This window comes from Hydrogenophaga sp. L76, assembly GCF_057654755.1.
Map to the genome: position 1 here is coordinate 1,361,028 of NZ_CM172807.1, position 26,948 is coordinate 1,387,975.

Sequence of the window (26,948 nt, forward strand, 5' to 3'; positions counted from 1 at the left end):
CGATTCAACCAGCAGAGTCTTCTCCCGATTGCTCAGGAGCTGAGGGTTGACGCCCAGGCCTTTTTTTAGCAGTTCATTGGCCTTCTTCAAGATGTCATGTTCGAGCTGAAGACGGTGAATGCTCTGTTGAAGCGACTCGACTTGGCGCTGCAGTTCGGCAGCATCAGGCACTGGCGGTGAATTGTTTTGACGTTTCATGGATGCGGGTACCTCGCGGCCGAGCAACTGGTTTTTCCAGTTGTACAGCGTAGGCCGACACACCGCCAGCTTCTGGGCGATTTCTTGTGCGCTGGTCTTTCGGGTGCAAAGCTCAATCACCGCTGCACTTTTAAGCGCGTCGGAGTGCAGGGCGTTCGGTGCCCGGCCCACCATTCGGTGGCGAACTTCGGGGTGCAGCTCGTCAATCCACTCGGTCAGTAGCTCCCGACCGGGATATCCCAATGCCCGCATGGTCGAGGCAATGCACCGATCGTGATCAAGGTAGTGCTTCACCGCCGCATGCTTCTGCTGATCGGAATACTTCTGTCCTGATCGCGAGTACCCGACTCGCAGTTCTCGACTTCGCTCGTACTCCCGGTACCAGCAAATGAGCGAGTTCTTGGTCGGATAGCCCAACTGGCGGATGGTGGCCCTGAGGCGCTTGCCAAGCTTGATGTAGAGCTTGACGGCTCGGATTCGGTCTTCGTAGGAATACATGAACTACCTCCAGGTAGTCCAAGTTTTTAGCCGCATCCCCCCGGGGTCAGGATTGCGTGGAATTCAACACGCTCTGCACAACGCCTGTCGAGCCATGCAGAGTTCGTTCGCGCTCTCGGCCTCGCGCACATCAATTCACTTCGGCGGCACTGACCGCGAGGCAGGTCAGTGCCGGCAGTACCAGTTGGTGCCCGAGGTCAGCAGACATTCGGGGGGCGCGAAGTTACCGTCAGGCTGGCAAGGTCAGCAGCACTTTGAAACCGGCCATTGGATTCGAGATGTCACTGGTGCCAGGATGAGAGCTGTGAGGCCCAGACCGTGAACTCAGGGTGGCGACATCGCCGACAGCAGCCGCTGCACTGCCGTCTTCATCCTCAGGCCAACCCTTGTGCCAGAGCCTCGAACACCACCCGAATCCGCCGCGAAGTGCGCAGTTCGCGGTGGGTGACCAGCCAGATCGGGAAACGCACGGGCGGCACATCGTCGAGCACCCGGACGATGCCCGGGGTGTCGCGGGCGATCTCATCCATCATGGCGCCGATGCCCATGCCCTGGCGCACCAAGGCCCAGTTGGCCACCGAGTGTTCTGCGTAGCAGCTGAAGTTGGCCTCGCTCAGCGGCAGGCCATGCTGGCGCAGATAGCCCAGGAACTGTCCTGAACGGTCGGAGCCGACGAAGGGCAAATGGGTCGCTTCTTCGGCGCTGCGCGGATGGCCGTGGGCTTTCACCCAGTCTTCGGACGCATAGAAGTTGGCCGCTGCCTCCCGGATCAAACGGGCGATCAGCTCCGGCTGCTCGGGCTTGACGTGGCGGATCGCGATGTCGGCCTCGCGCCGCAGCAGGTCGCTCAATGCGTTGGACGAAATCACTTCGATGGCGATGCCGGGTTCCTGCTCGCGCAGCTGCCGCACCAGCGGCGGCAGCAGGATGGCGGCCACCACGTCGGTGGCTGAGACAGAGACCACGCCGCCCACAGCCTGCGAGCGCCCGGTGGCGGCCAGCACCAGGGCCTCGGCGGCCGCACCCATGGCACGCGCGTGTTCCAGCAGGTCCAGCCCGGTGGGCGTGAGCGCCATGGACTTGCCCACACGCTCGAACAGGGTCACCCCCATGCGTTGCTCGATCGCGGCCACCTGGCGGCTCAGCGTGGGCTGGGTCAGGCCCAGCTTGCGGGCGGCCGCCGAGAGCGAGCCGGTTTCAGCGGTCTCCAGAAATGCCTTCAGCTGGTTCCAGTCGAGGTTATCCATGCGTAAACGTATATGTTCACTGCAATTTACCGCAATTCCCTGCGAAGCTGTGCATGGATAGCATCCAGGTGTCGCCCATGGTGTGGGCCCTTTTCAAAGCTTCACATGCCACTGTCCACCGTCACCCGACCCGCCGATACCGGGCTCTCGCCAGAGCCGAATGCCACTGACACCCGCAAGGCCCGCTTCTGGGACCGCATCGCCCGCAAATACGCCGCCGACCCGATCGCCGACATGGCCGGCTACGAGGCCACGCTGAGGCGCGTGCAGGGCCTGCTGACCATGGAGCAGGAAGTGCTGGAGATCGGCTGCGGCACCGGCAGCACCGCGCTGCGCCTGGCGCCGTTCACCGAGAGGCTGCTGGCGACCGACGTCTCGTCTGAAATGATCGCCATCGCGCGCGAGAAGCTGGCGGCCCAGCCGGTGCCGCAGTTGAGCTTCGCCGTGGCTGACGCCGACGTGCCGATGGCCCATCCCGGCGGGTACGACGCGGTGCTGGCCTTCAACCTGTTGCATCTGGTGACGGATCTCGACCATGCATTGGCTCTCGCGACGCGGGCCTTGCGGCCGGGTGGTCTGCTGATCTCAAAAACCGCCTGCATCTCCGAGATGAACCCGCTGATTCCCTACCTCGCGCTGCCCCTGATGCGCGCCATGGGCAAGGCGCCCCACGTGCTGTGCTTCGACGCCGGTGCCCTGCAGGCCGCCATGGTCCGCCGGGGCCTGGAGATCGTGGCGGTCGAGCGGCACGGCACCAAGGGCAAGGACATCCGCGTCTTCATCGTCGCCCGCAAACCGGGCTGATTTCCCCCGCTCCACACACCGGTCCTGGTACCGACCCAGGCGGGGCGTCGTTCGCCCTGCCGGTGGGAGCACGCCTGCCTTTTTCCATCTCGACCGACTCAGGAGCTTTCAATGCCTACATTCTCCGCGTTGCCCGGTATTGCACGCCGCCCCGCAACCACCCTGGCGGTGGTGATCGCACTGGCTCTGGGGGCCTGCGGTGGGGGCGGGGATGACGACGCGCCCAACGGCGGCTCCGGCGGTACCGAGCCTTCGGCGTCCATCGAGGCGCTCGCAGGCGACTGGGTGCAGAAGGGCTGCGTGAAGACCGGTGGCCAGTCGTTCAAGAAGATGCTGCGCGCCCGCATCACCAGCCCGACCACGCTGGACTATTACGAAGGGGTGCTGACCTTTGGTGGCGGCGAATGCGCAGGGGCCTCACGCCTGGCCGGTCCGTCCAAGCTGGGGGCGGTGAGCTTCGACCGGTCCGAGACGAACGGTGGCCTGGCGGCGCACTGGGGGACATTCCGCACCGTCACCGGCACGCGCTTCGGCGCCATCTGGACGCTGCGTCCAGCCAACCTGCTGTGCCTGCTGGGCGACGACATCCCGACCAGCCAGCCGTCCCTGTCGGCGGTGTCCGCCAGCCTGGCCACCGTGCCCGCCGACAACTGCTTTGTCCGATGAACCCCACGAACCCCACGGAGCCTTTCATGCACCTTCGATCCTTCGCCACACGCTTTGCACCCACGACAGCAGCCCTGGCCCTCCTGGCCGGGTGTGCAGCCACCATCGACCAGGGCGGTCTGGAGCAGCGCACCGCGCAGGCCATCGGGCGATCCGTCGGCCAGTTCACCATCACCGACCGCAACGAAGAAGGCGGTGGCCGCATCAACTACACCGCCAGCACCCGCGACGGAAAGGCCTACAGCTGTTACCTGTACGGGGCCACCGGTTTCCAGAAGGCCATGAGCTTCGGGCAGACACCGCATTCCGACGCCATCTGCACCGCCATGGCGGGGGGAGCGGGCAGGAGGGGCCAGCCTGCCCCTGCGACGAAGGGCTCCGGCGCGGAGTGCAACGCCCTGCTGCGCGCGGCGGGACGGTGCTGACCCTGGCGGAGGCGTGACCTATGGATCTCAACAGACTCGCCGCGTTGGTTCTGCTCTCGCTGGCCAGCGCATCCGCCATGGCCGCAGACGCCGCGGAGCGCAAGTTCATCCGCAAGGGCATGGGGGAAGGGGAGGTGGTGCTGAAGATCGGAAAGCCCGACCACGAAGCTCTGCACCGTGCTGTCAAGGGCCAACCCGAAGAGAAAACCTGGACCTACTTCCCCCATGCCCGGGACCCTCAGACGCTGACGACCCTCAGGTTCCACGCGGGCCGGGTCGCAGAGGTCGAACGCAAAATCGCCCGCTGATGCCGGGCGTGTGTCTACGCCCCGGGGTTCACACTCACCGCTCCCGCCTTGTTCAACGCTTGAATGCAAACCCGCATGAGCGTCTGCCGCGTCAGCTCTTGAGAAAAATCTCGTGGTCCGGGGCGAAGCAGGCGTGCAGCGGCAGCAGCGCGCCGCCGAGCGCGCGCGCGTCCGAGCCGATGCTGCCGATCTCCAGCCGGGGCATCTGCTGCAGGCCTTCCCAGTTGTAGGCCTTGAGCGCTTCGCCGGTGCGCGCCCAGAGTTTGCGCAGCAGGTCGGGCGCGACCACACCGTCGATCACCACCGCCTCCACGTCCAGGAACGCGGTGCCGGCCACGATGCAATGCGCCAGCGCCAAAGCGGCGCGGGCAACCCACTCGCGGGTGTACGGCAGCCAGGGCGCCTCCAGCGCACGCGCGTCGTAGGCGGCCATGGGGTCGAGCGCGTGCTCGCGAAAGCGCTGCTCCAAGTCCCACAGCGAAGCCTGGCTGATCAGCTGCGGCGGCAGCTCTTTCATGTCGGCCGTCGCCACCTGCAGGGGCAGCGAGGCCACGGCCCCGGCGTTGCCGTTGACGCCGCGGTGCAGATGGGAATTGAGCACCAGGCCACCGCCGACGAACGTGTCGAGGAACAGGTAGAGAAAACTGCGGATGTCCCGGCCCTTGCCCTGCAGCAGCTCGGCCACGCAGGCGGCCGAGGTGTCCTTGGCGAAACTGATCGGCAGGTCCGTCAGGGCCTGCACCTCGGCCACCAGATCGATCTGGTTCCAGGCCAGGGACTGAGCCTCGGTCAGGCCCAGCATGCGGTGCCAGCCCCCGAGCTGGAACGGCGCGGCCACGCCCACACCGACCACCCGGTCGCGCAGCGGGCCCAGCCCGTCGAGCAGGCGGTTCAGGTTGGACTTGATGGCCGGCAGCAGCACCGGGATGTCGGGAAAGGCGTAGTCCAGCACCAGGCGCTCGCGCACCTGGCCTGTGAAATCCACCAGCAACCAGTCGGCGCTGCGCCGGCCGATCTTGATGCCGATGGCAAACGCGCCATCGGGGTGCAGCCCCAGCGGCACGGAAGGCTGGCCCACGCGACCGCGCACGGGCGCTTCGCGGCGCAGCAACTGGTCTTCGTCGAGCCGGGCGGTGATCAGGCCGATGGTCTGGGCGGTGAGGCCGGTCAGGCGCGCGAGATCGGCCTTGGCCAGGCTGCCGTGCGCGCGCAGCGTCTGCAGCACCACGCGCTCGTTGAACTGGCGCATGCCCCCCTGGTTGGAGCCGCGCGGGCGCAAGCGGGCGGCGCCCTGGGCATCGGCTGCGGTCGCGTCGGGGGTGTCGGTTTCGGTGGTGTGGTTCACAGCCGTTGAGTGTGGCAGGTTCAACACCGGTTTCAGGCTCGGAGCGCCTGCCCCAGCACGCCCTTGCGCAAGATGAAGTTGCCCCAGGGCTCCAGCTCTCCGGTGATCACGATGGCGTAGGCCTTTTTCACGCGCTCGTAGAACGCGTAGCGCTCCACCGCTTCGGCCTGGCCGTCCTGCAGGCCCTCGGCGGCCAGCACCGCCAGCGTTTCGCGCTGCAGGGCCGAGCGGTAACCGGGCTCGGTACCGCCGACCTGCATGTAGGCAACAGGGTGCGCCACGTCGGCGGCCAGCGGCAGCACGCTGGCCACCGCCTGCACGGTGCGCACCATGCCGACGCCGGGCAGGCGCAGCACCGGCTTGCCCGCGCCCAGGCTCATGGCGGTGAAGTTGGCGTCGGCCAGCACCACCGCGTCGTCGTGGCCCATCTCGGCCAGCAGCTTGAGCAGGTCCGGGCTGAGCAGGGGATCAAGGCCTTTGAGCATTTTTTTCTTTCAGTGCGCCAGGGCTTCGGGCGGCAGATCGTCCACCGACTTGGCGCCGGTCATCACGGCCACGGTGTCGCTCATGCTGATGTTCTTCGGGTCCACCACCGCCGCACGCTTGCCCAGGCGGGCGATGTGGATGCGGTCGGCGATCTCGAACACGTGCGGCATGTTGTGGCTGATCAGGATCACGGGCAGGCCCTTGTCGCGCACGCGGCGGATGAGTTCGAGCACCATGTTGCCCTCTTTCACGCCCAGCGCGGCGGTCGGTTCGTCCATGATCACCACGTGCTGCGCGAAGGCCGCGGCGCGCGCCACCGCCACGCACTGGCGCTGGCCGCCCGAGAGCGTTTCCACCGCCTGCGTCATGGAACGGATGCCGACCTTCAGGTCGTTCATGCGCGCGATGCTTTCTTCCAGCATCTTCTTCTTGTCGATCATCTGGAACACGCTGCCGAGAAAGCCGGGGCGGCGGATTTCGCGGCCGAGGAACAGGTTCTCGGCGATCGTCATGGCCGGGGCCACGGCGAGGTCCTGGTACACGGTTTCGATGCCGGCGCGGCGTGCGTCGATCGGGCTCTTGAAGTGGGCGCGGGCGCCGTCGAGGTAGATCTCGCCTTCGTCGGGGATCGTGGCACCGGCGAGGCACTTGATCAGCGAAGACTTGCCGGCGCCGTTGTCGCCGATCACGGCCAGGATCTCCCCGGCGCGCAGTTCGAAGTCGGCACCGTCGAGCGCGGTGACCTGGCCGTAGCGCTTGACGAGGCCTTTGGCCTGGATCACGAGCGGGCTTTGAGCGTTGGGTGCGGTAGACATCAACGGACTCCTTTGCGGGACATCTGGTCGGTCATCACAGCCAATATGACGAGGATGCCGGTGACGAGGATCTGGTACACGGAAGACACGCCCATGAGCGTCAGGCCGTTGCGGAACACACCCACGATCAGCGCGCCCACCAGGGTGCCCAAGATGATGCCGCGGCCACCGAACAGGCTGGTGCCGCCCAGCACCACCGCGGTGATGGCGTCGAGGTTTTCGGTCTGCCCGGCGTTCGGGTCACCGGCGCCAATGCGCGCCACGGAGAGCAGCGAGGCCAGGCCGTAGAACACGCCGGCCAGCACGTACACGCCCAGCAGCACCTTGTCGGTGGAAATGCCGGTCAGGCGGGTGGCCTCGGGGCTGTTGCCCACGGCGTAGATGTGGCGGCCCGGCGCCGTTTCGCGCAGGAACAGCCAGGTGATCAGGTACAGCGCGAGCATCAGCACCACGCCGTAGAGGATGTTGGTTTCACCGATGCGGAACGAGTTGCCGAGCCAGGTCAGGCCGTCGGACACTTCGGTGATGGTCTGCGAACCCGAATACAGCTGGGTGATGGCGAACGCGATGTTCAGCGTGCCCAGCGTGACGATGAAGGGCGGCAGCTTGGCCTTGGTCACGAGCAGGCCGTTGATGAGGCCGAAGCCGGCCGTGGCGGCGATGCCCAGCGTGATCGCGACGGGGGCTGGCAGGCCGAAGTCGGCGCCCATCTTGGTCATGACGATGGAGCCCAGCGCCATGATCATGCCGCACGACAGATCGATGCCAGCGGTCAGGATGATGAGCGTCTGGCCGATGGCGATGGTGCCCACCACCATCACCTGCTGCAGGATCAGCGAGAAATTCTGCAGCGTGAGGAAACGTTCGTTCTGCGTCGCAAAGAACAGGCACGCAAAGATCAGGGCGATAAACGGCCCGAGCGTGCCCATGGGCGGAAGTTTGGATTTGAGGGTGTTCATGGCGGTGGCCCGTCCAATCAGAGGAAAAGAGATTGCAGTGGCACGAGATGCCCCCTACCAGGGGCACCAAGGGTCCGGCTCCGCCGGCCCAAGGTGCCGTCCCCCCTCCAAGCCGAAGGCGCCAGAGAGGGGGGAAGCCGCGCAGCGGCGCAGGGGGGAGTTACTTATTCCCCCAGCACAGGTCCATGCCGGTCTTGACGTCTTTGCTCTCCACACCGGCCACGGCTTTACCCGCGATCAGGGCCACGCCGGTGTCGGTGTAGCCACTGACCTTCTTGCCGGTCTTGGCGTATTCCACACCCGCGGCCACGCCCATGGCGGCCATCTTCAGCGGGTACTGCTGCGAGGTCGCGGCGATCACGCCGGCGCCCACGTCCTTGATGCCGGCGCAGCCGCCGTCCACCGAGACGATGACCACGTCTTTTTCCTTGCCGGCGGCCTTCAGCGCCTTGAAGGCGCCAGCGGCAGCCGGTTCGTTGATCGTGTAGACCAGGTTGATGCCGGGGTTCTTCTGCAGGCAGTTTTCCATGCCGGTCTGGCCCTTGGCCGCGTCACCGAAGCTGTCGGCCATGCAGACCACGCCCGCGGCGGCGCCGCCGAGGTGATTGCTCTTGGCGTCGGGGGCGGTCAGGCCAAAGCCCTTCAGGAAGCCGTTGTGGCGCTGGGCGCCCACCGGGTGACCCGGGAACAGGTCGAGCGTGGCGATGACCGGCTTCTTGCCCGCCATGGCCACCTTGGCGTACTGACCGATCAGCACGCCGGCCCTGTAGTTGTCGGTGGCGAACAGGCCGTCCACGGCGGTGGCCGGGTCGGTCGGGCTGTCCAGCGCGATCACCTGCACGCCCTGCTGCTGCGCGCGCTTGATGGCGGGGATGATGGCCTTGGCGTCGCTCGGGGTGATCAGGATGGTCTTGGCGCCGGCGGCGATCATGTTCTCCATCGCGGTCACCTGACCGGCGTTGTCGCCGTCTGTCTTGCCCGCGGCCGACAGCAGCTTGGCGCCGAGCTTGCTGGCTTCGGCGGTGGCGCCCTCTTTCATTTTCACGAAGAAGGGGTTGGACTCGGTCTTGGTGATCAGGCCGATGACGGGCTGCGACTGGGCGGCGGCAACGCCAACGGCCAGTGTCAGGGCGGAAAACACGAAAGTGGTTGCAAGTTTTTTCACAGTTGTCTCCTCGAAGGGATGGATGATGTGCTGAAGGCGCTCTGGCTCGGCAGTCTGGTCTTGGGGTTTTCACGCTGTCTGCTGCGGAGTGACTGAACTATATTTCGGTTCAGGTTAATAAATCAACTGGATTTAGTTATGGTTTTCCCTAGTTCTTCTGCCCTCATTCAAGTCGCCACCGCGGGCGAGGCCCTCATCGACATGATCACGGAGTCCGACGGACGGCTGCGGCCCTGCGCTGGCGGCGCGGTCTACAACCTCACCCGCGCCCTCGGGCTGCAGGGCGTGGGCACGCTCTACCTCAACCCGCTCTCGCAGGACCGTTTTGGCCGCCTGATGGCCGACGCCATCCACCAGGCCGGTGTGACCCTGGCGCGCGAGGCGCCGGTGCACGAACCCACCTCGCTCGCGCTGGTCGGTCTAGACGAACAAGGCAAGGCCAGTTACAGCTTCTACCGCGACGGCGTGGCCGACCGCCAGGTCAACGCCGCCGACATGACGGCGCAGTGCGCGGCCCAGCCGGGTCTGAGGGTGGCTGTCACCGGCTGCCTGGCCCTTGTCGCCGACGACAGCGGCAAATACCTGCCCTGGCTGCAGGCACAGCGCGCCGCCGGCCGCCTCGTGGTGGTGGACGCCAACCTGCGCCCGGCCATCGTGCCCGACATGGCCGCCTACCGGGCCAGCGTCATGGCCGCGCTCGGCCAGGCGCACATCGTCAAGGTCAGCGACGACGATCTGGTCACGCTCGGCTTCAGCGCGCCCGATCCGCTGGAAGCCGCGCGCGAACTGCTGCAGGCCACTTCGGCCACCTGGCTGGCGCTCACCCTGGGCCCCAGGGGCGCCGTTCTGCTGCACCGGGACGGCCGGGGCTGGGCGTCCGCCGAACCTGCCCCCGTGAAAGTGGCCGACACCGTGGGAGCGGGCGACACCTTCCTGGCCGGCCTGCTCACGGCTCTGCTCGAACGCCCGGCCATGCAGAACGCGGCCCGCGCCGATCAACTGGTGCTCGACAGCGATGACGTGCAACACATCCTGGGCCGTGCCGTGGCCAGCGCCAGCCTGTGCGTGATGGAAGTGGGCTGCGTGCCGCCCAGCCGCGACCAGGTGGTCGAACGTGTGGCCACGCTGCGCCCCATGTTCCGCCCGCTTTGAACCTTGTTGGCCAGCACGAACATTGCATGGCTACCGGGGCGCCTGGCGCAGAAAGAAACCCGCTTGTAACTTGATTACATTAAACTTCGTCAAATCGCGTAACTAAATTAGACCCATGGCCACATCCACACCCTCCCAAACCCCTGCGGCCCCGCTCGATCTGGTGATCTTTGGCGGTGTGGGCGACCTCTCGGTGCGCAAGCTGCTGCCCGCGCTGTACATGGCCCACCTGCACAACAACCTGCCCGAGTCCACGCGCATCCACGCGCTGGGCCGCCAGGCCTGGGACCGAGCAGCCTTTCTGGCCTTCATCCAGGAAAAAGTGCCCGGTTTCATCGGAACCAAGGCCTACAACGATACCGACTGGGGCAGCTTCGTGCGCCGCCTGAACTACGTCTGCGTGGACGCCACCGACGCCAGCGACTTTCCCGACCTGGGCGCCGAGCTGCAGGCCGGCTCCGACCGCGTCTATTACCTGGCCACCGCCCCCAGCCTGTTCACCGGCATCTGCGCCCACCTCGGTGGTGCGGGTCTGATCGATGCACGCTCGCGCGTGGTGCTGGAAAAGCCGCTCGGCCACGACCTCGAATCGGCCCGTCAGATCAACATCGATGTGGGCCGCCATTTCCAGGAATCGCAGATCTTCCGCATCGACCACTACCTGGGCAAGGAAACGGTGCAGAACCTGATGGTCCTGCGCTTCGGCAACACCATCTTCGAGCCACTCTGGCGCAGCCCCTACATCAAGAGCGTGCAGATCACCGTGGCCGAGTCGGTCGGCGTGGGCAGCCGTGCCGGCTTCTACGACGGCACCGGCGCCATGCGCGACATGGTGCAAAACCACTTGCTGCAGCTGCTGTGCATCGTGGCCATGGAGCCACCGGTCTCGCTCGACCCCGACGCCGTGCGCGACGAGAAACTCAAGGTGCTGCGCTCGCTGCGCCCCATGGCCATCGCCGACGTGGCGCGCGACACCGTGCGCGGCCAGTACAGCGCCGGAGCCTCTAACGGCGACGCCGCCGTGGGCTACCTGCAGGAAGAAAACATCCCGCCCGAGAGCGGCACCGAAACCTTCGTCGCGCTCAAGGCCCACATCAACAACTGGCGCTGGGCCAACGTGCCGATCTTCCTGCGCACCGGCAAGCGCATGGCGGCGCGCCAGTCGGAGATCGTGATCGAGTTCGCCGACCTGCCTTTCACCATCTTCGGCGACTCGCCGCACAAGTCGGTCAACCGCCTGATGATCCGCCTGCAGCCGGAAGAACACATCCAGCTGCAGATGATGGCCAAGGAGCCTGGCAGCGGCATGAAGCTGCGACCGGTGAATCTCAACCTGGACCTGGAGTCCGCCTTCACCGAGCGCCGCGCCGAAGCCTACGAGCGCCTGCTGATCGACGTCATCAAGGGCCGCCTCACCCACTTCATGCGCCGCGACGAACTCGAAGCCGCCTGGACCTGGGTCGAACCCATCATCGACGGCTGGCAACAGCTGAACGAAAAACCCAAGGCCTACACGGCGGGCAGCTGGGGGCCGGCGGCTTCTTCGGCCTTGATGGCGCGCGAGGGATCTTCTTGGGTGGAGGAATCATGATCACCGAACACCCCAACGCCACCCCCGCGGCCCTCGCGGAGCACATCGCCAACGCCCTGCGCTCCGCCATCGCGGCGCGCGGCCAGGCCAGCCTCGCCGTCTCGGGCGGCCAATCGCCCATCCCCCTGTTCGAGGCGCTGCGCGAACAGGACCTGGACTGGTCGGCAGTGTCCGTCGTGCTGGTGGACGAGCGCGTGGTCCCGCGCGACCACGCCGACAGCAACACCGCCCTGGTGGCCCGCCACCTGCTGCAAAGCCGCGCCGCCGCGGCGCGCTTCCTGCCCTTCTTCCGCGAACTCGCACCCCGGTTCAACGCCGAGGTGCTGGACGCTCTCGTGAAAGATGCTGAGACCCGCATCGCCACCCTGCCCTGGCCGCTGGACGTGGCCGTGCTCGGCATGGGCGAAGACGCCCACACCGCCTCGCTGTTCCCCGGCGCACCCGGCTACGCCCGCGCCATCGCCACCGAAGACCGCCTGGCCTGGGTGGTGCCCGACACCGCGCCCCACGCGCGCATCAGCTTCACCCTCAGCGCCCTGCTCGCCGCGCGCGAGCTGGTGCTCTCCATCACCGGCGAAAGCAAGCTCGCCGTCTACCGCCGCGCCGCCCAAAAGGCCGACGAGGCACTTCCGATCTCTCTGGTGATCAACCAGACCCAGACGCCCTTGAGCGTCTGGATAGCATGACCACCCCCGTCGCTTGCTCGCTGCGCGTAGCCGCATCCCCCCTCAAGGGGGCAACACCTGCGGCCTGGCAAAGCCAGTTCCGCGGTGTTCCTGAACCAAAACCCTGAAGGCTCACGATGTCACAGATTCACCCCGCCATCGAACGCGTCACGCAACGCATCACCGAACGCAGCGCCGACACGCGCGGCGCCTACCTCGCCAGCATGGCCGCTCAGCGCAAGAACGGCACCCAGCGCGGCGGCATGGGCTGCGCCAACATGGCGCACACGACAGCCGCCCTGCCCGCGAGCGACAAACTCAAGATCCACGCCGAGCGCGCGCCGCACGTGGGCGTGATCACCGCCTACAACGACATGCTCTCGGCCCACCAGCCCTACGAGCACTACCCCGAGCTGATCCGCGGCCATGCGCGCACGCTGGGCGCCACGGCGCAGGTGGCGGGTGGCGTGCCGGCGATGTGCGACGGCGTCACGCAAGGCGCGGCCGGCATGGAGCTGTCGCTGTTCTCGCGCGACGTGATCGCACTGGCCACTGCCGTGGGTCTGTCGCACAACGTGTTCGACGCCGCGCTCATGCTCGGCATCTGCGACAAGATCGTGCCCGGCCTGTTCATCGGTTCGGCGCAGTTCGGCCACCTGAGCACCGTGTTCGTGCCCGCCGGCCCCATGACCAGCGGCCTCTCCAACGACGCCAAGGCCAAGGTGCGCCAGCAGTACGCGCAGGGCCTGGTCGGGCGCGACGCGCTGCTGGAGAGCGAGGCCCAGGCCTACCACTCGCCCGGCACCTGCACGTTTTATGGCACCGCCAACAGCAACCAGATGCTCATGGAAATCATGGGCCTGCACCTGCCGGGTGCGTCGTTCGTGAACCCCGGCACCGAACTGCGCGAACTGCTGAGCAAGGCCGCGCTGGAGCGCGCGCTGGCCAACACCGGCAAGACCGGCGAGCCCGCCATCTGCATGGCCGACATCGTGAGCGAAAAGACCATCGTCAACGGCATCATCGGCCTGCTCGCCACCGGTGGCTCGACCAACCACACCATCCACCTCGTGGCCATGGCGCGTGCCGCCGGCGTGCTGATCGACTGGGACGACTTCGCCGAACTCTCGGCCGTGGTGCCGCTGCTGGCCCGCGTCTACCCCAACGGCAGCGCCGACGTGAACCACTTCCACGCGGCCGGCGGCATGGGCTTCCTGATGCAGGAACTGCTGACCAACGGCCTGCTGCACGGCGACGTGACCACCGTCATGGGCCAGGGCCTCGGCGCGTATGCGAACGAACCCTGCCTGGAAGACGGCCAGCTCGCCTGGCGCCCGGTGCCCGCGGTGAGCGGTGACACCGCCGTGCTGCGCACCGTGGCCGAACCCTTCAGCGCCGACGGCGGCCTGCGCCTGCTGCAGGGCAACCTGGGCCGCAGCGTGGTCAAGGTATCGGCCGTGAAGCCCGAGCACCGCGTGGTGCGCGCCCAGGCCGTGGTGGTGAGCGACCAGCAGGACCTGCTGGCCCTGTTCAACGCCGGCCAGATCAACAAGGACCTGATCGCCGTCGTGCGCTACCAGGGCCCGCGCGCCAACGGCATGCCCGAACTGCACAAGCTCACACCGCCGCTGGCCGTGCTGCAGGACAAGGGTTTCAAAGTGGCCCTGGTCACCGACGGCCGCATGAGCGGCGCCTCGGGCAAGGTGCCCGCCGCCATCCACCTCAGCCCCGAAGCCCTGGCCGACGGCCCGATCGCCCGCGTGATGGACGGCGACTGGATCACGCTCGACTGCGAGCGCGGCGTGCTCGAACTCGAAGTGGACGCCGCCACGCTGGCCGCGCGCAGCGTGAGCCACCCCGACCTGAGCCACAACGAACACGGCACCGGCCGCGAACTGTTTGGCCTGTTCCGCGCGCACGCGAGCACCGCTGAGTCGGGCGCGTCTCCGCTCTTCGGCGACCGCCCATAAACTGGACACAGACATGACCACCACCTGCTTCACCCGTCCCGCTTTCCAGTCCCGCGTCGTGCCCGTCATCGTGCTCAGCGACCCGGCCCACGCCGTGCCGCTGGCCCACGCCTTGCTCGAAGGCGGCATCGACGTGATGGAGATCACCCTGCGTTCTGATGCGGCGCTCGCCAGCATCGAAGCCGTGGCCAAGGCCGTGCCGCAGATGCACCTGGGCGCGGGCACCGTCACGCGCGTGGCCGAGGTGCAGCGCGTCATCGACGCCGGGGCCACCTTCGCCCTGTCCCCCGGCGCCACCGATGCGCTGGTCGAAGCCGTCAAGGCCGCCAGACTGCCCTTCATCCCCGGCGTGATGACGCCCGGCGAGGTCATGCACCGCCGCGAGCAGGGCTTCAGTCTCATGAAGCTGTTCCCGGCCCAGCAGGCCGGCGGCCTGGGCATGCTCAAGGCGCTGGGCGCTCCGATCCCGGACGTGATGTTCTGCCCCACCGGCGGCGTCAGCCCCGAGAACCTGAAAGAATTCCTGAAGCTGCCCAACGTGGCCATGGCCGGCGGCAGCTGGCTCACGCCGGCCGAGGCGCTCGCCGCGGGCGACTGGAAACGCATCACACAGCTGGCGCGCGGAGCGACCGAACTCGCCGCGGGGTAATTCCCCCCCGCGCCGCTTCGGATCACCGCGATGCCAGCGGCCCGGCGAAGCCGGTTCCGCGGCATCCTGGCCCGTCTCGCTCCACCGCTGCCACGTTGAAAGCCGAACTGGCGAGCATGCGAAACTCAAACATCCACAGGGATCGCACATGACCAACCCCACCCAATTCCCCGTCTGGCAAAAGCTCGCCACGCTCGCCGCCGAACCCCAACCCCACCTGCGCGACCGCCTCGACGAGCCCGGCCGCGAACAGCAGATGCAGGCCAGCGCCGCCGGCACCGGCATCCGGATCGACTTCAGCCGCCAGGCGCTGGACGGCGCCGTGTGGGACGCGCTCATGGACCTGGCCCGCCAGGCCGGCGTGGAGCGCCAGCGCGACGCCATGTTCCGCGGCGACGTGATCAACACCTCCGAACAGCGCGCCGTGTTGCACGTGGCGTTGCGCGGCACGCCCGGCGCCAGCGGCAGCGATGCGCCCTGGGGCGATCACATCCAGCAACTGGTGCAAAACGAACTCGACCGCGTCTGCGCTTTCGCCGACCGCGTGCGCCTGGGTGTGGTCAAAGGCAGCACCGGCCTGGCCATCACCGACGTGGTGAACATCGGCATCGGCGGCTCCGACCTTGGGCCCCGCATGGCGGCCGACGCGCTGGCTCCGCTGTGCAGCGAGGGCAGGACGGGCGTGCGCGTGCACTTCGTCAGCAACCCCGACGCCTGGGCGCTGCACAGCACGCTGCGCGGTCTGGACCCGCTGACCACGCTGATCATCGTGGCCAGCAAGACCTTCACCACGCAGGAAACCATGACCAACGCCGCGTCCGCGCGGCGCTGGCTGACCGACGCCGGCATCACCGGTGCTGCGCAAAGCCCGCACCTGGTCGCCATCACCGCCTCACCACAGAAATCCGGCGCCGCCGGCTACCCGGCAGAACACACCTTCACCTTCTGGGACTGGGTCGGTGGCCGCTATTCGCTGTGGTCCGCGCTCGGCCTGCCGCTCGCGATCGCCGTCGGATCGACAGCCTTCCGCGAATTCCTCGCTGGCGGCCAGGCCATGGACGCACACTTCCGCTCGGCCCCGCTGGGCAAGAACCTGCCCATCATCCTCGCCATGAGCGGCGTGTGGAACCGCAACTTCCTGCTCTGCCCCACCCAGCTGCTCTCCACCTACCCCAGCCGCCTGGTGCGCTTCGCGCCCTTCGTGCAGCAGATGGACATGGAAAGCAACGGCAAGCGCACCCGCAAGGACGGCCAGCCCTGCAACACACACACCGGCCCCATCATCTGGGGCGGCCTCGGCATCGACGGCCAGCACGCCTACTTCCAGCTGCTGCACCAGGGCACACACCGCGTGCCGGTGGAATTCGTCGGCGTGCTGAACGAAGACACGCCACTGCCTCTGGCCGCCGAACACCACCGCGTGGTCAACCTCAACCTGCGCGCGCAGGCACAGGCCCTGGCCGTTGGCCGCGACGAAGCCTCCACCCTGCAGGCGCTCATGGCCGAGGGCATGAGCGCCGAGCAGGCCGAGGTGTTCGTGAGCCAGCGCAGCTTCAAGGGCGACGTGCCCAGCAGCACCATATGGCTCGACGCCCTCACCCCGCACAGCCTGGGCGCGCTGATCGCGCTGTACGAACACAAGGTGTTCACGCAAGCCGCCATCTGGGGCATCAACGCCTACGACCAGTGGGGCGTGGAGCTGGGCAAGACGATGGCGAAACAAATGGAAAAACAGTGACCCCCAAGCGTCTCCCCGCCTTCGGCGTGGAACCGGGGCTCCGCCGCTGCGCGGGTCGCTGCCCCCCGAGGGGGCTGATCCGGCTTGGGGCGGCCCGGCGCCGGATCGCCGCAGGATGAATCACATGCGCATCGCCCTCATCGCCCACGACAAGAAGAAAGACGCCATCGTCGCCCTGGCCAGCGGGTTCGCGGCCCTGCTGCGGCAGCACACGCTCATGGCCACCGGCACCACCGGCGGGCGCCTTCAATCCGAAGTGGGGTTGAACGTGGAACGCCTGCTCAGCGGCCCGCTCGGCGGCGACCTGCAGATCGGCTCGCGCCTCGCCATGGGCGAGGTGGACATCGTGATCTTCCTGCGCGACCCCATGACCGCCCAGCCCCACGAACCCGACATCAGCGCGCTGCTGCGCGCCTGCGATGTGCACAACGTGCCGTGTGCGACGAACGTGGCGACGGCTCGGCTGCTGCTGGACGATCTGGCGCGGCGCTGAAGGCTCACGCCTGGCGTTGAACGTTGGTTGAACGACCGGCCGCCCGGCTGAGTTGGGCCGCTTCCGAGACGAGGCGAATGGCGGTCTCCTGGAGGAAGGGCGTGCCCTCCTCCAGCTCCAGGGTGGCCATCTGGTATTTCCCGCCAGGCCTCAGGCGGGGCTCGATGTGCCGCAGGCGCTGCCCCTGCCAGAAGCCGAACAAGACGCGGGAGGGTTCCGCCCGAATGAGCAGCACCGGGCCATCGGCGAAGTAGACGAGGTGGCCCCACTTCAGCCGCTCTTCCAGTTCGGGCGCGGCGTGGCGGACCACACCGCGCAAGGCCTGCGCACAGCGCTGTTGCCAGCCGCTCAGACAGGCGATGTATTCATCGGGATCCGTCGCCGGCGTCAGGAACATCTTCATCTTGTCTTCCCAGACCTCACACCCGAATCAAACCCCGGAAGCCCCTGGCCGCGTAGTACGACTGCACGCCGTTGTGATAGACGAACACCCGGCCATAGCGACGGTCACCGAAGAGGGCGCCACCGAGCGCCCTGACCTCGGGCGGTGTCTGGAGCCAGCTGGAGGTCTTCAGATCAAACTCACCGTGCACCTGCAACGCCCGGTACTGCGCTTCCGTCAGCAGCTCGATGCCCATCGCGGCCGCCATCTCGCCCGCGCTGTTCTCGGGCCTGTGCTCTTTTCGGGCGGCACGCGCCTCGCCGTCGTAGCAGGTGCATCTGCGCCCTGTGGGGCTTTCCAGGGAGCAGTCACAGAAGATGACGTGGCCGGACTCCTGGGCCTCACCGATGACGTCCGGCTCACCCCCCGTGGCCTCCATCGCTTGCAGCGCCTTCAGCGCATCAGGATGGTCTTCGAGTCGGGCGATCACGTCCGACCAAACCGTCCCGGCATGCCGATGCATGTGCTTCTCGAAGCGGATCTTGAGCACCTGGATCAACGCTTCGCGTTCTGTGGTCTTCATGGTCACCCTGCTTTCTCGATCTTCGGCAACACACCCTCATGGCCCCCGGCAGCACCGGCGAGGCGCCCGGCCGTGGGCGAGGTGAACGGCGGCATCTTCCTACGGGAGCCCTTGGCCGCGCAACCCCGCGAGCCCAACACCAGCGCGCTGGTGCGGACCTTCGGCGTGCACCAGGTGCCGTGCGCGACGACTGAAATCCGAACCCGCTTGGCGCTGGAGGGCCCTCATCCCGGTTCGCGGTGGCTGTTGCTCGCCAGAAAGGCCTGAACCTCTTGCGCCAGCGCGTGGCCCAGCGCTTCGCGCCGACGGCTGTGATCGCGGAATTGTCCTGAACGGTGTTCCCACTCCGGGTGGGCACGCGCCTGCTGCAGCGCGCCCAGCAGGCCGAGCAAGGCCTGGCGGTACGAACTGGACGGTGCCAGGCGCAGCTCGATGGTGTCCTGGGCGGCATGGCCGCGAACCTGCAGCACCTGGCACAGATGCGTCAGGCGGTCGGCCAGCACCACAAGCACGTCGTTGTCGAGCGTCAGCTCCTCGACCCCCCGAATTCGGTTGAACACCATTCGCGGCGCCTGGCCCCAGCCCTGCCCCACCGCCCCGCCGATGGCCGCGCCCAGCGCTGTGGCCGCGCCCAGCGACAGGCCGGCCAGCGCGAGGTCGAGCGTCAAACCCACAGCCGCGCCAGCGGCTGCGCCTTTTCCCAGCAGGCGCCCGACCGTGGCCAGGGTCTCCGGGTTGAACAGGTCCGAGGCCCAGCGGTCATGGGTCCACGGCAACACCTCCAGCCTCGCGTCATCTCGCTCAAAGCCGTGCATCTGCAGCAGATCGTGCACGCAACGGCGCACGCCATCCACCAGTTCGCCCCGGAAGGCTTCGACAAAGGCTTGCCTGGCCCGCGGGTCGGCCTGTGTTTCAGGCGGGATCTCGCGCCGCATGGCCGCGGCGGAGATCAGTGTGTCGGCCACGCGCTGCGCGCAGGCGGTGCGGCGCTCGGCTGCCTGCCGATCCAGATCAAGCAGCACCGCCTGCAGCGTGGTCTTGTGCTGACGCATGAGCACGCTCAGGTCCTCGTAGAGCTGGCGCTCAGCCCCGACAAAGGGCGCTACCGCGTCGAACAGCACCGCGGCGTGCAGGCCATAGGCGGCCAGCAACTCGCGCCACTCGGGTTCGCGGCTGTGCTCGCTGCGCACGAAGTTGAGCACCGGCATGATGGGCCGGGCACAGGTGTTGAGCACCTCGATCTCGCTGCGGTATTTCGGCAACAGGGGTTCGCGGCAGTCGATCACGTAGATGGCTGCGCTGGAGGCCAGCATCTGACGCAGCACTTTGGCCTCCTGCTCGAACACGCCGCGCGCCTCCGGCCCGCTGAGCAGGGCGCGCACACGCTCGGGCGGCGTGAGCGTCTCGGGCATCTGCTTGAGGTGGTACTGCAGTGCGACCGAATCTTCCAGACCCGGTGTGTCGAAATAGCGCAGCACCGTCCGCCCACCGATGTCGAGGCCAATCGCCTCGACATGCCGGGTGGTGCCGGGCCGGTCGGACACCTGGCCAAAGTGCACCTGCCGCGTCAGCGTGCGCAGCAGCGAGGTCTTGCCTGCATTGGTGTGGCCTACAACGGCGATGTCGATCGGGCCAGGCGATCCGTTGCGTTCAACCACGGTGATGCTCCATCCACTGCCGCGCATCGGTCGCGGTGGCACAGAAAGTCACCGCCTGCAGATCGCTCTCGGCCAGCCAGTCGGCCCAGCGCTGCGGCTTGTCCGCGGCACTGTTTCCCTCGCTGCCAAGGGGCAGCAGCGCGCAGCCAACCGACTCGGCGCAGACCTGGCGCAGAAAACGTCCGGCACCCCGATCCGGGCTTGCCGCCGCCGAACAGACCACCAAGGCGCGCACGCCGGGCGCAGCAGCCAGCGCGGTCAGCAAACTCAGCCGTTCGGCCATGGTTCCTCGAATGGTGTGCACCTGATCGGCCAGCGCAGACAAGCCATCCGGTGGCCAACGCAGGCTGTCGGGCAGCTCAAACCCGATCAACACCACCGGCGAGGCCCGGCCGGGTGTGTGGGGTCGAAAGAGCGGGGTCTTCTGGTGCGGTGCAGCGTGTTCGGCGTCCACCACCGAGGCGGCAGCCATCGACGCAAAGCGGGTGGCGATCTGGCGAAAGTACGGGTCGCGCGTGTCTAGACCCAGATGGCGGGCGCGCCGCCGCCAGACGGCGGCACAGACCACCAGCGCAATCAGCCGGGGCAGCAGACCGTAGAGCAAGGCGCTGGCGAGCAGCCACCATGCAATGGCCTGAGAGTCCGCTGCGCTGGGCGTGGCGTGCACGACCGCCTGCGCCGGCACCGAAAAGCCCAGCGCGCGCGGCAGCCAGCCGGTGACGCGCAGAAAACCGTCGAAGAAAGCCGGACTCAGGATGGTGGTTTCCCAGGTCAGCTGGTAGGCCTGAAACGAGAACAGCACCATCAGCGTAACCAGCGTCAAGGCAAACGCCAGCGCCCAAACCCCGTGGCTGATCGCCCCGAAGACACAGAGGGAGAGCCGCTGCTGGCGCAGCACGGCATTGGCGCCGCGCAGCAGGGCCAGCGAGTGGGGTCCGTGCAGCCAGGGCATGCGGGCGGCCAGCGCCAGCATCATCTGGCCCAGCGACCAAGGTGCCGCGCCCTGACCGGACATCGCTGAACCCAGCGCCCACAGCAGCCAGACCAGCAACGCCAGCAACGGCACCCCCAGCATGGCGACGAAGGCCCACGCGGCGTTCAGCGTCTGCCCGCTGCCCACCGCGCGGGTGAGCAGGCCACCGGCCAGCAGATAGGCCAGCAGCACCAGCAGACCGGCCGCGATCCACAGCCCCGATTTCAGGCGCGCCCAGTCGTCCAGCAAGCCCAGGCGGCGCCCCAGCAACCGGGCGCGCTCCAGGATGCGGTCCTGCTCGTTGTGCTGCCGCACATGGGCCAGCGTCATCTCGCCGGCATCGTCGAGCGCGCCGGCCTCCTCCATCAGTCGCAGGGTGTGGGCGAGAGTGACATCGCGGAAGGAAGCGGGGGACGACATCAGGGTTTGCTGGCTGTGTGTTGTTATCCGCGCCGTCAACAATAGGCCAGTGCGGTGGGCTGGGGAAGGCGCCAGCCTTGCCGGGGTGGCGCAAAGCCTATGCTACCCGGCAGTTTGCTACCCATAGGCCTGCAATCACGCCAGAGATGCAGGACAACTTCAGGGCAACCGATCTGGATGCGCTCGTGTGCCTGAGATCCTGGCCGCCGGCAGGCCCGTGTTCGGCGTCGTGGAGCGGGAGAAGTTCTTCATCCGGCGCACGCCGCTGGGGGCCCGACGGGCTCTGGTCTGACCCGTTGTCAGCGATGGTTCCGCATCGCAGGAAGCCGCTGATCAGGCAGAACCCCTGGCCAAGCGCCCACTCGGACACAGCCGTCGGGAGCGCGTCTCTCGTGGCGTTGCACTGACTGGGTGGAGAAGGGGCAGCGCCAGCAAGGCCCACAGCCAAGGTTCAAACATCGCGAACTCCCGCCCACCAGCCGCTCATCAACCCCTCGGGCTTCTCTCGGGCGCACACCCGGGCGCTGGATTCCCATGCCTCCATCTGCACATTCAGGCCGGCAAAGACGCCATACCCGGCGCCCGCCCGGATGGTCTCGAACGTGCTCAGGCTTTCGCCAGAGCGGATGGCACCCCGCGCCTGGATGGCCCCTGCGGCCTTGATGCCCCAACCCGCCTCCAGGTGCATGCCGCAATCGATCTCCGCGCCGGCCGAGATGCCGCCGCTGGCACGGACGCTGTCGACGGCCACCAGGCTGCCTCCGGCCACCAGGCCCTTCCCGCATTCGACAGGTCCTTGAACGAACACGTCGCGACCGACCGAGGCATGGCCGCCCAGGCTCAGGCGCCCCCCGCAGCGAACATCCCAGGCGGCCTGAAGATCCGCCTTGACGGTGAGGTCTCCGCCCGTCTCGATGCCCCAGCCGGCCTTGAGGCGCCCGCCTGAAGCCAGCGTGCCATGGCTGCGGATGTTCCCGTCGCAGCGAATGTCGTCGCCCGAGACCAATGCCTCGCCCACGAGGATGCTGCCGCCTGAATGGATGCGCTGTCCGACCCGGACGACCGAGTCGACGTCGATGTTGCCGCGCACGCGCAGTGAACCCGCGAACACGATGGCGGCGGCGGAAACATGGTCGACGGTCAGGGTCTCGTTGGTGGGGCCGAACTGTTCGAGCAGCCAGCAAGCGTCGTTGACGCGGCCCGCGTCGACCAGGGCGTCCAGCAGGTCCTGGTAGTTGCTGCCATCCTGGCAGTGGCGCAAGAACCAGCGGAAGCCATCGGCACAGGGCTGTTTGGTCTTGATGAAATGTTTGGTGAGGTCCATGGCGTTCTCAATGCTCGTTTTCTGTGTTCGTGGCACCGCGCGGTGGGTCGAGTGGAGCGATCAGCACATCGCCGGCAGACCACCGGGCAAGGCGCTGGGCCACGCTGCCGGTGAAAAACTGCGCCCAGGGCGAACGGCGTCGCTGGCCCACCACGACCAGCTCGGCTTGTGTGGCCTGCTGGTGCAGTGCCGCCGAGTAGGCCGGGTCGCCATTGCCGACGTCGTAAGCCAGCGGGTGGCCCTGTGATCCAGATGGGGGCGTGTCGAGCGCGTCGATGAGCTGTGCCAGGCGGTCCCTGGCCTGCCGGCGTGAGCCGAACCGGTGGGCCTGAATCGCTTCAGGCGAGACATTGACCGAACGCAGCCTGGTGTCTTCGATCGTGTCGACGGCGTGAAACAGCTTCAGCACCGTGGGCGTTGAAAACCGGCCCGCGAAGTCGATCAACGGCTTCGATCGTGGCGACAGGTCGATGGCCACCAGCACCCGCTCATACGGCCTGACCGGTGCCTGCTTGACCACCAGCAGCGGACTGACGCTGCCGTGCACCGCCTGGTCGAGCGTCGTGCCGCGGTGAAACCGCTTCCAGCTGCGCTGCGACAGCGGCCCCATCACCAGCAGGGTGGAGGCACGGGCCTCGGCCAGCACCGCCTCCAGCGAAGCCGACTGCTCCATCGCATGCACCGCGATCTCGTGGCGCCTGGCCAACTGGCGCGCCCGCAGTCCCAGGCGCGCGAGGGGGTCGGCAAGGAAGGTGTGCGAACCCTCGGCGAGGTGGATCAGCCGCAGCGTGATCTGGTGTTGCCGGGCAAGCAGGGCCGCGCGTTCCAACACGTGCGTTGACTGCGCCGTGAAGTCGGAGACGGCGAGGATGGAGTCGAATTTCATGGCAATTCCTGGACGAACGAAAGCCCGCCCCGCAGCACAGGGCATGCGGGGCGTGATCGGATGTGACGAAGCGGCTAGGTGGTGTAGTCGCCGCTGGCTTCGGGCTGGAACAGCAGCGCGGCGATCTCGGCCGCGCATTCATCTCCATTGGGTGTTCGCCAGCGGGCGGTGGCGCCCACGCGCTGCCCGAGCAGGCTGGCACCCACCGGCGAGAGCACGGAGATGAAGCCCAGGTGCGGCTCGGCGTCAGCGGGGTAACAAAGGGTGAGCCTCTGTCGTTTTCCCGAGGCCAGGTCTTCCACGATGACCTGCGAATACATCGTGACCACGTCGGGCGGGATCTCGCGCGAGGGAACAAGGTCCAGCGAATCGAGCGTGTCGACCAGCTCGGGCGGGAATTGTGTGCCGCTCAGGTTGTTCAGGCGGGCGAAATCGATCTCGGTGAGCAGCCGCTCACCACCAAAGGTCTTGTGCATGTGGCACTCCAACTGGTGCAGACGTGCCGCAAAAGGCGACGCCCGCTATCGCGCTGGGCTTGGGGCCCGGCGATAGATGGATGCGCAGAAAGAAGGAAGGGGTATCGCCGGGCTCAGGAATGTGCGGCCGGCTGGCGCAGTCCCGCCGAACCCATCAGCTTGCGACCGGCCACGGCGTCACCTGCCACGAGGGGCAAGCAAGCTGCCGGGTGGGCAGTGATGGTCAGGGAGATAGCCATCTCTGCATTGTAAGGCGAGGTGCGGCGGGAAGCCAGCATGCCCCTACTTTTGCGCAGCGTGGGTTGCCGCCCGGACGCGGGATCTCCAGAGGGGTTTGCCAGCTGTTTTTCGCCTGGCAGGCACGGTTGGCTGGGCAGAAATTGCTGGACCGGGGCGGATGGTGCCGCCCGACACCGGGCTGTCGCCACCGCCACCGCTCCGCCTCGGGTTCACGCCCGGGCTGGACGGACTTCGGTGATGGTGGAACGGACAAACCGCCCTGCAGGGGCCGAGTGGTCCCAGCGCTCGATGAGGCAGCACCCGGGCCTGGTGCCAGCATCCCAGCGCAGCAGGTTCACCGACTGGGGCACCGCCGGGCGCACCCGCGACGAGACCGCCGTGCCCGCCTGCACGGCCCACAGGGGCCGCGCCAGGCCCTGAAGCGGCGTCACATAGGGCAGATGGATGTGACCACCCAGCACCAGGTCGGCGCCGGCACTGGCCCAGCACTGCAGCGCCTCGGTGTGTCCGCGCAACCGGTGCACGGCGTCTTCGGCGCGCACCACCGCCACGGGCTGGTGCACCACCACCACGCGCAACTGAGCAGCGCTCGCACCCGCCAGCTCGCGGGCCACGCGCTGAATCTGCGGGCCCGACACTTCGCCGTGTTTGTGGCGCCAGGCGCGGGTGGTGTTGACCCCCACCACCAGCAGCCCGGCCGAGCGGCGCACCGGTTCGAGTTCGGCGCCGAAGGCCGCGGCATAACGGGCATAGGGCGCACTCAAGCGCGCCCAGAGATCGAACAGCGGAATGTCGTGGTTGCCGGGAATGGCCAGAACCGGCGCGCCCAGCCGGTCCACGAAGGCACGGGCGGCGCTGAACTGCGCCGGCCGCGCGCGCTGCGTGATGTCGCCCGACAGCACCACCAGATCGGGCCGCTGTTGCTCTGCCAGCTTCACCAATGCCTCGACCACAGCCGGGACTTCGGTGCCGAAGTGCGTGTCTGAAATGTGGAGGACGACGCTCACCGGTCCCCCTCCCCGTCTGCGACGGCTGCGGTCTCGGCCGGCTGCGGCTTCATAAGGTACAGCGGCTGCTCCAGCACCCGGAAGTTCAGCGGTGCGCGCATGCGCGTGACCTCGCCATCAAAGGCCACCTTGACACCCCGGCGCAGGCCCGTGATGCCCGGGCGAACCACCAGGCGCCGGAAGTCGAAGCGTTCCACGCTGTGTGCCTCGCCGAGCGTGCCCATGGCGCCGTGCAGCATGAGGCGCAGCATTGCCAGCGTGCCGAGGGGCTTGAGCACCACGGCGGTGATGCGCTCGTCGAGCTCGGCTTCGGGTGCGCCGCATTCAACCGCCGATGGCGGGGCCACACCCAGCTGTTCCAGCTGCAGCCGGTTGTTGCCGACGAACAGGGTCAGCGTGCGCAGTTCGCGGACGCGGTCGCCCTCCTCAATGCGCAGGCGCAGCGGCCGCTGCGCGCGCAGCAGCGTGACGGCACCCGCCCCCAGTGCGACCCAGCGGCTGCGGCCGAAACGGGCCTTGAAGGCCTCCCGGTCCTCCAGCAGATCGGGGTACAGGCCCAGGCTGGCGTTGACCAGGAACACGCGTTCGTTGATGGCCGCCACGCGCACCGGCAGCGCCTGGGCAGACAGCAACACCGCCACGGCCTCGGCCGGATCGGCGGGGAGGCCGTACGTGCGCGCAAAGTAGTTGAAGGTGCCCTGCGGCACCACACCCATCGCGCAGCCCACCGTGTGCGCAGCCTGGGCCACGGTGTTGATGGTGCCGTCGCCGCCGACGGCCACCACGGCGGTGCGCGTGGCGTGCGCCGTGTCGGCGGCCTGTCGCGCCAGGCGGGCCAGCTGGCCCGCCTGGCAAAAGTGCAGATCGCCTCGGCGCCCGCCCGCATGCAGCGCGGCCTCGATGGTGTCGCGCAGGGCATCTGCGTCGCTGCTGCCCGCCGCCGCATTCACCACGAACTGGAGCGCCGAGCCCGGGTCGATGACCGGGAGGTCGGGCATGGGGGACCGGTCTGGGGTCAAACGGGAGCACCGCCAGGGGCCAGCAGGGCCCTGGCCGCGTCGATGCGCAGGGCCAGCGCCACCGAGGGGTCGTTCATCACGTCGAGCAGGAAGCAGCGCGGGTCCTGGTAAGGGCCGTTCAGCGCGGTGTGGGAGGGGCTGGCGGCGGTTGGCTGCACCGGCAAGGCAGCGGGCACCGGCGCGGCACCCGAGGCAGCGGGCGCCACCGGCTGCAGGTGCACCAGCGCCGCCTGCCACGCCTCCGGCGGGATGCTTTTGAGGCGGCTGAGCTGCTCGGCCTGCGCGTCGTCCACCGGCTGGAAATCGAGCGAAGGGTCGTCGCCGAAGACCGCCGGCAGGTCGGGCGCCACAAAGGCGGACCAGCGGCCGGTGGCGGGCTGCAGTGCGGGAATCTGCGAAGGAACCGGCGATGCCGATGGAACAGCCGTGTCGGGCCAGAGCCGCAGACGCGCGGGCTTCACCTCGGCCAGGTAACGCTGGCGCAGGCCCTGCAGGAAGGTGGCCGCCTCGGCCAGCGGCACCGGTTCGGCCAGCGAGAACCAGAGTTCGTAGGCGTCGACGCCGTTGACGGCGATGGCCGGAGCCGGCAGCTCCAGGTCGGCCTGCACGCCGCGCCACACGGGCGAAAGCGCGTCCCAGTCGGCCGGGCGGCTGAGCGCAAGCACCAGGGCCCGGACGCGCCCGTCGGCGCCGATCAGGCCCGGGGCTTCGGCGCTGTCTGCGCCGGCTCCGGGGGGCAGGTAGAGGCGCAGGTATTCGGTTTGCAGGCGGGTCATGCGGGCATGTTACCCGCCGTTCAGCGCAGC

Annotated in this window: 27 protein-coding genes and 1 pseudogene; 11 read left to right on the forward strand and 17 right to left on the reverse strand. The window is 67.9% G+C overall.

Features of this window, described 5'->3' with window-relative positions; all coding sequences use genetic code 11:
* Together AC23D4_RS06510 and AC23D4_RS06515 are read right to left on the reverse strand one after the other, a co-directional pair.
* Positions 1-696, reverse strand: a pseudogene (locus AC23D4_RS06510) (transposase); the annotation flags it as partial.
* A gap of 374 nt (positions 697-1,070) precedes the next feature.
* Complete coding sequence (locus AC23D4_RS06515) at positions 1,071-1,943, reverse strand: LysR family transcriptional regulator (protein WP_472888159.1); 873 nt, start codon at positions 1,941-1,943, stop codon at positions 1,071-1,073.
* A gap of 105 nt (positions 1,944-2,048) precedes the next feature.
* Between AC23D4_RS06515 and AC23D4_RS06520 the strand changes: the two genes are divergently transcribed.
* The 4 genes from AC23D4_RS06520 to AC23D4_RS06535 all read left to right on the forward strand — a co-directional run bounded on the left by AC23D4_RS06520 (position 2,049) and on the right by AC23D4_RS06535 (position 4,146).
* Entirely contained in the window at positions 2,049-2,747 is a 699-nt protein-coding gene (locus AC23D4_RS06520) for a class I SAM-dependent methyltransferase (protein ID WP_472888158.1), read from the forward strand.
* Positions 2,748-2,858: 111 nt separating this feature from the next.
* Entirely contained in the window at positions 2,859-3,413 is a 555-nt protein-coding gene (locus tag AC23D4_RS06525; RefSeq protein WP_472888157.1) for a hypothetical protein, read from the forward strand.
* 26 nt (positions 3,414-3,439) lie between these two features.
* Positions 3,440-3,838, forward strand: coding sequence for a hypothetical protein (locus AC23D4_RS06530; RefSeq protein WP_472888156.1), 399 nt, complete (start codon positions 3,440-3,442; stop codon positions 3,836-3,838).
* Positions 3,839-3,858: 20 nt separating this feature from the next.
* Positions 3,859-4,146: a hypothetical protein gene (locus tag AC23D4_RS06535; protein ID WP_472888155.1), complete on the forward strand. Its 288-nt coding sequence runs from the start codon at positions 3,859-3,861 to the stop codon at positions 4,144-4,146.
* A 91-nt stretch (positions 4,147-4,237) separates the two neighbouring features.
* Here AC23D4_RS06535 and AC23D4_RS06540 read toward each other — a convergent pair whose 3' ends face one another.
* The 5 genes from AC23D4_RS06540 to AC23D4_RS06560 all read right to left on the reverse strand — a co-directional run bounded on the left by AC23D4_RS06540 (position 4,238) and on the right by AC23D4_RS06560 (position 8,916).
* On the reverse strand, positions 4,238-5,395 hold the full coding sequence (locus tag AC23D4_RS06540; protein WP_472888162.1) for an ROK family protein: 1,158 nt from the start codon (positions 5,393-5,395) through the stop codon (positions 4,238-4,240).
* A gap of 128 nt (positions 5,396-5,523) precedes the next feature.
* Complete coding sequence (locus AC23D4_RS06545) at positions 5,524-5,976, reverse strand: RbsD/FucU family protein (protein ID WP_472888154.1); 453 nt, start codon at positions 5,974-5,976, stop codon at positions 5,524-5,526.
* A 9-nt stretch (positions 5,977-5,985) separates the two neighbouring features.
* On the reverse strand, positions 5,986-6,792 hold the full coding sequence (locus AC23D4_RS06550) for an ATP-binding cassette domain-containing protein (protein WP_472888153.1): 807 nt from the start codon (positions 6,790-6,792) through the stop codon (positions 5,986-5,988).
* Positions 6,792-7,751 (reverse strand): ABC transporter permease, encoded by a 960-nt coding sequence (locus AC23D4_RS06555; protein WP_472888152.1) that lies wholly within the window; start codon positions 7,749-7,751, stop codon positions 6,792-6,794. The genes AC23D4_RS06550 and AC23D4_RS06555 overlap by 1 nt, the downstream gene beginning before the upstream one ends.
* Before the next feature lie 160 nt (positions 7,752-7,911).
* Positions 7,912-8,916 carry a sugar ABC transporter substrate-binding protein gene (locus AC23D4_RS06560; protein WP_472888151.1) on the reverse strand — a complete coding sequence of 335 codons (1,005 nt, stop codon included), beginning with the start codon at positions 8,914-8,916 and terminating at the stop codon, positions 7,912-7,914.
* Positions 8,917-9,054: 138 nt separating this feature from the next.
* Between AC23D4_RS06560 and AC23D4_RS06565 the strand changes: the two genes are divergently transcribed.
* From AC23D4_RS06565 to AC23D4_RS06595, 7 genes are all read left to right on the forward strand, one after another.
* Positions 9,055-10,068 (forward strand): PfkB family carbohydrate kinase, encoded by a 1,014-nt coding sequence (locus AC23D4_RS06565; protein ID WP_472888150.1) that lies wholly within the window; start codon positions 9,055-9,057, stop codon positions 10,066-10,068.
* Between the two features lie 115 nt (positions 10,069-10,183).
* The gene (gene zwf, locus AC23D4_RS06570) at positions 10,184-11,659 is read left to right on the forward strand and encodes a glucose-6-phosphate dehydrogenase (RefSeq protein ID WP_472888149.1); all 1,476 of its coding nucleotides are present in this window, start codon (positions 10,184-10,186) and stop codon (positions 11,657-11,659) included.
* Positions 11,656-12,345, forward strand: coding sequence for a 6-phosphogluconolactonase (gene pgl, locus AC23D4_RS06575; RefSeq protein WP_472888148.1), 690 nt, complete (start codon positions 11,656-11,658; stop codon positions 12,343-12,345). The genes zwf and pgl overlap by 4 nt, the downstream gene beginning before the upstream one ends.
* A 116-nt stretch (positions 12,346-12,461) precedes the next feature.
* Positions 12,462-14,294, forward strand: a complete 1,833-nt coding sequence (edd, locus tag AC23D4_RS06580) for a phosphogluconate dehydratase (RefSeq protein ID WP_472888147.1) — start codon at positions 12,462-12,464, stop codon at positions 14,292-14,294.
* A 13-nt stretch (positions 14,295-14,307) separates the two neighbouring features.
* Entirely contained in the window at positions 14,308-14,943 is a 636-nt protein-coding gene (locus AC23D4_RS06585) for a bifunctional 4-hydroxy-2-oxoglutarate aldolase/2-dehydro-3-deoxy-phosphogluconate aldolase (RefSeq protein ID WP_472888146.1), read from the forward strand.
* A gap of 148 nt (positions 14,944-15,091) precedes the next feature.
* Positions 15,092-16,681 carry a glucose-6-phosphate isomerase gene (gene pgi / locus AC23D4_RS06590; RefSeq protein ID WP_472888145.1) on the forward strand — a complete coding sequence of 530 codons (1,590 nt, stop codon included), beginning with the start codon at positions 15,092-15,094 and terminating at the stop codon, positions 16,679-16,681.
* 115 nt (positions 16,682-16,796) lie between these two features.
* Entirely contained in the window at positions 16,797-17,174 is a 378-nt protein-coding gene (locus tag AC23D4_RS06595) for a methylglyoxal synthase (RefSeq protein ID WP_472888144.1), read from the forward strand.
* Positions 17,175-17,178: 4 nt separating this feature from the next.
* Here the strand turns inward: AC23D4_RS06595 and AC23D4_RS06600 are convergent, their stop codons facing one another.
* The 10 genes from AC23D4_RS06600 to AC23D4_RS06645 form a co-directional block, all read right to left on the reverse strand.
* A complete protein-coding gene (locus tag AC23D4_RS06600; protein ID WP_472888143.1) occupies positions 17,179-17,577 on the reverse strand; it encodes a DUF1801 domain-containing protein in 399 nt (132 codons plus the stop codon).
* 16 nt (positions 17,578-17,593) lie between these two features.
* On the reverse strand, positions 17,594-18,139 hold the full coding sequence (locus AC23D4_RS06605; protein ID WP_472888142.1) for a DUF4256 domain-containing protein: 546 nt from the start codon (positions 18,137-18,139) through the stop codon (positions 17,594-17,596).
* A 224-nt stretch (positions 18,140-18,363) separates the two neighbouring features.
* On the reverse strand, positions 18,364-19,797 hold the full coding sequence (locus AC23D4_RS06610) for a GTPase/DUF3482 domain-containing protein (RefSeq protein ID WP_472888141.1): 1,434 nt from the start codon (positions 19,795-19,797) through the stop codon (positions 18,364-18,366).
* Complete coding sequence (locus tag AC23D4_RS06615) at positions 19,790-21,190, reverse strand: DUF2868 domain-containing protein (protein WP_472888140.1); 1,401 nt, start codon at positions 21,188-21,190, stop codon at positions 19,790-19,792. The genes AC23D4_RS06610 and AC23D4_RS06615 overlap by 8 nt, the downstream gene beginning before the upstream one ends.
* Positions 21,191-21,641: 451 nt before the next feature.
* A complete protein-coding gene (locus AC23D4_RS06620) occupies positions 21,642-22,514 on the reverse strand; it encodes a hypothetical protein (protein WP_472888139.1) in 873 nt (290 codons plus the stop codon).
* Between the two features lie 7 nt (positions 22,515-22,521).
* A complete protein-coding gene (locus AC23D4_RS06625) occupies positions 22,522-23,400 on the reverse strand; it encodes a universal stress protein (RefSeq protein ID WP_472888138.1) in 879 nt (292 codons plus the stop codon).
* Between the two features lie 74 nt (positions 23,401-23,474).
* Positions 23,475-23,876 carry a GreA/GreB family elongation factor gene (locus AC23D4_RS06630; protein WP_472888137.1) on the reverse strand — a complete coding sequence of 134 codons (402 nt, stop codon included), beginning with the start codon at positions 23,874-23,876 and terminating at the stop codon, positions 23,475-23,477.
* Positions 23,877-24,325: 449 nt separating this feature from the next.
* Complete coding sequence (locus AC23D4_RS06635) at positions 24,326-25,123, reverse strand: metallophosphoesterase family protein (RefSeq protein WP_472888136.1); 798 nt, start codon at positions 25,121-25,123, stop codon at positions 24,326-24,328.
* Complete coding sequence (locus AC23D4_RS06640; RefSeq protein ID WP_472888135.1) at positions 25,120-26,121, reverse strand: diacylglycerol/lipid kinase family protein; 1,002 nt, start codon at positions 26,119-26,121, stop codon at positions 25,120-25,122. Before AC23D4_RS06640 ends, AC23D4_RS06635 begins: the two co-directional genes overlap by 4 nt.
* 17 nt (positions 26,122-26,138) lie before the next feature.
* Positions 26,139-26,918, reverse strand: a complete 780-nt coding sequence (locus AC23D4_RS06645; protein ID WP_472888134.1) for a hypothetical protein — start codon at positions 26,916-26,918, stop codon at positions 26,139-26,141.
* Between the last annotated feature and the right edge of the window lie 30 nt (positions 26,919-26,948).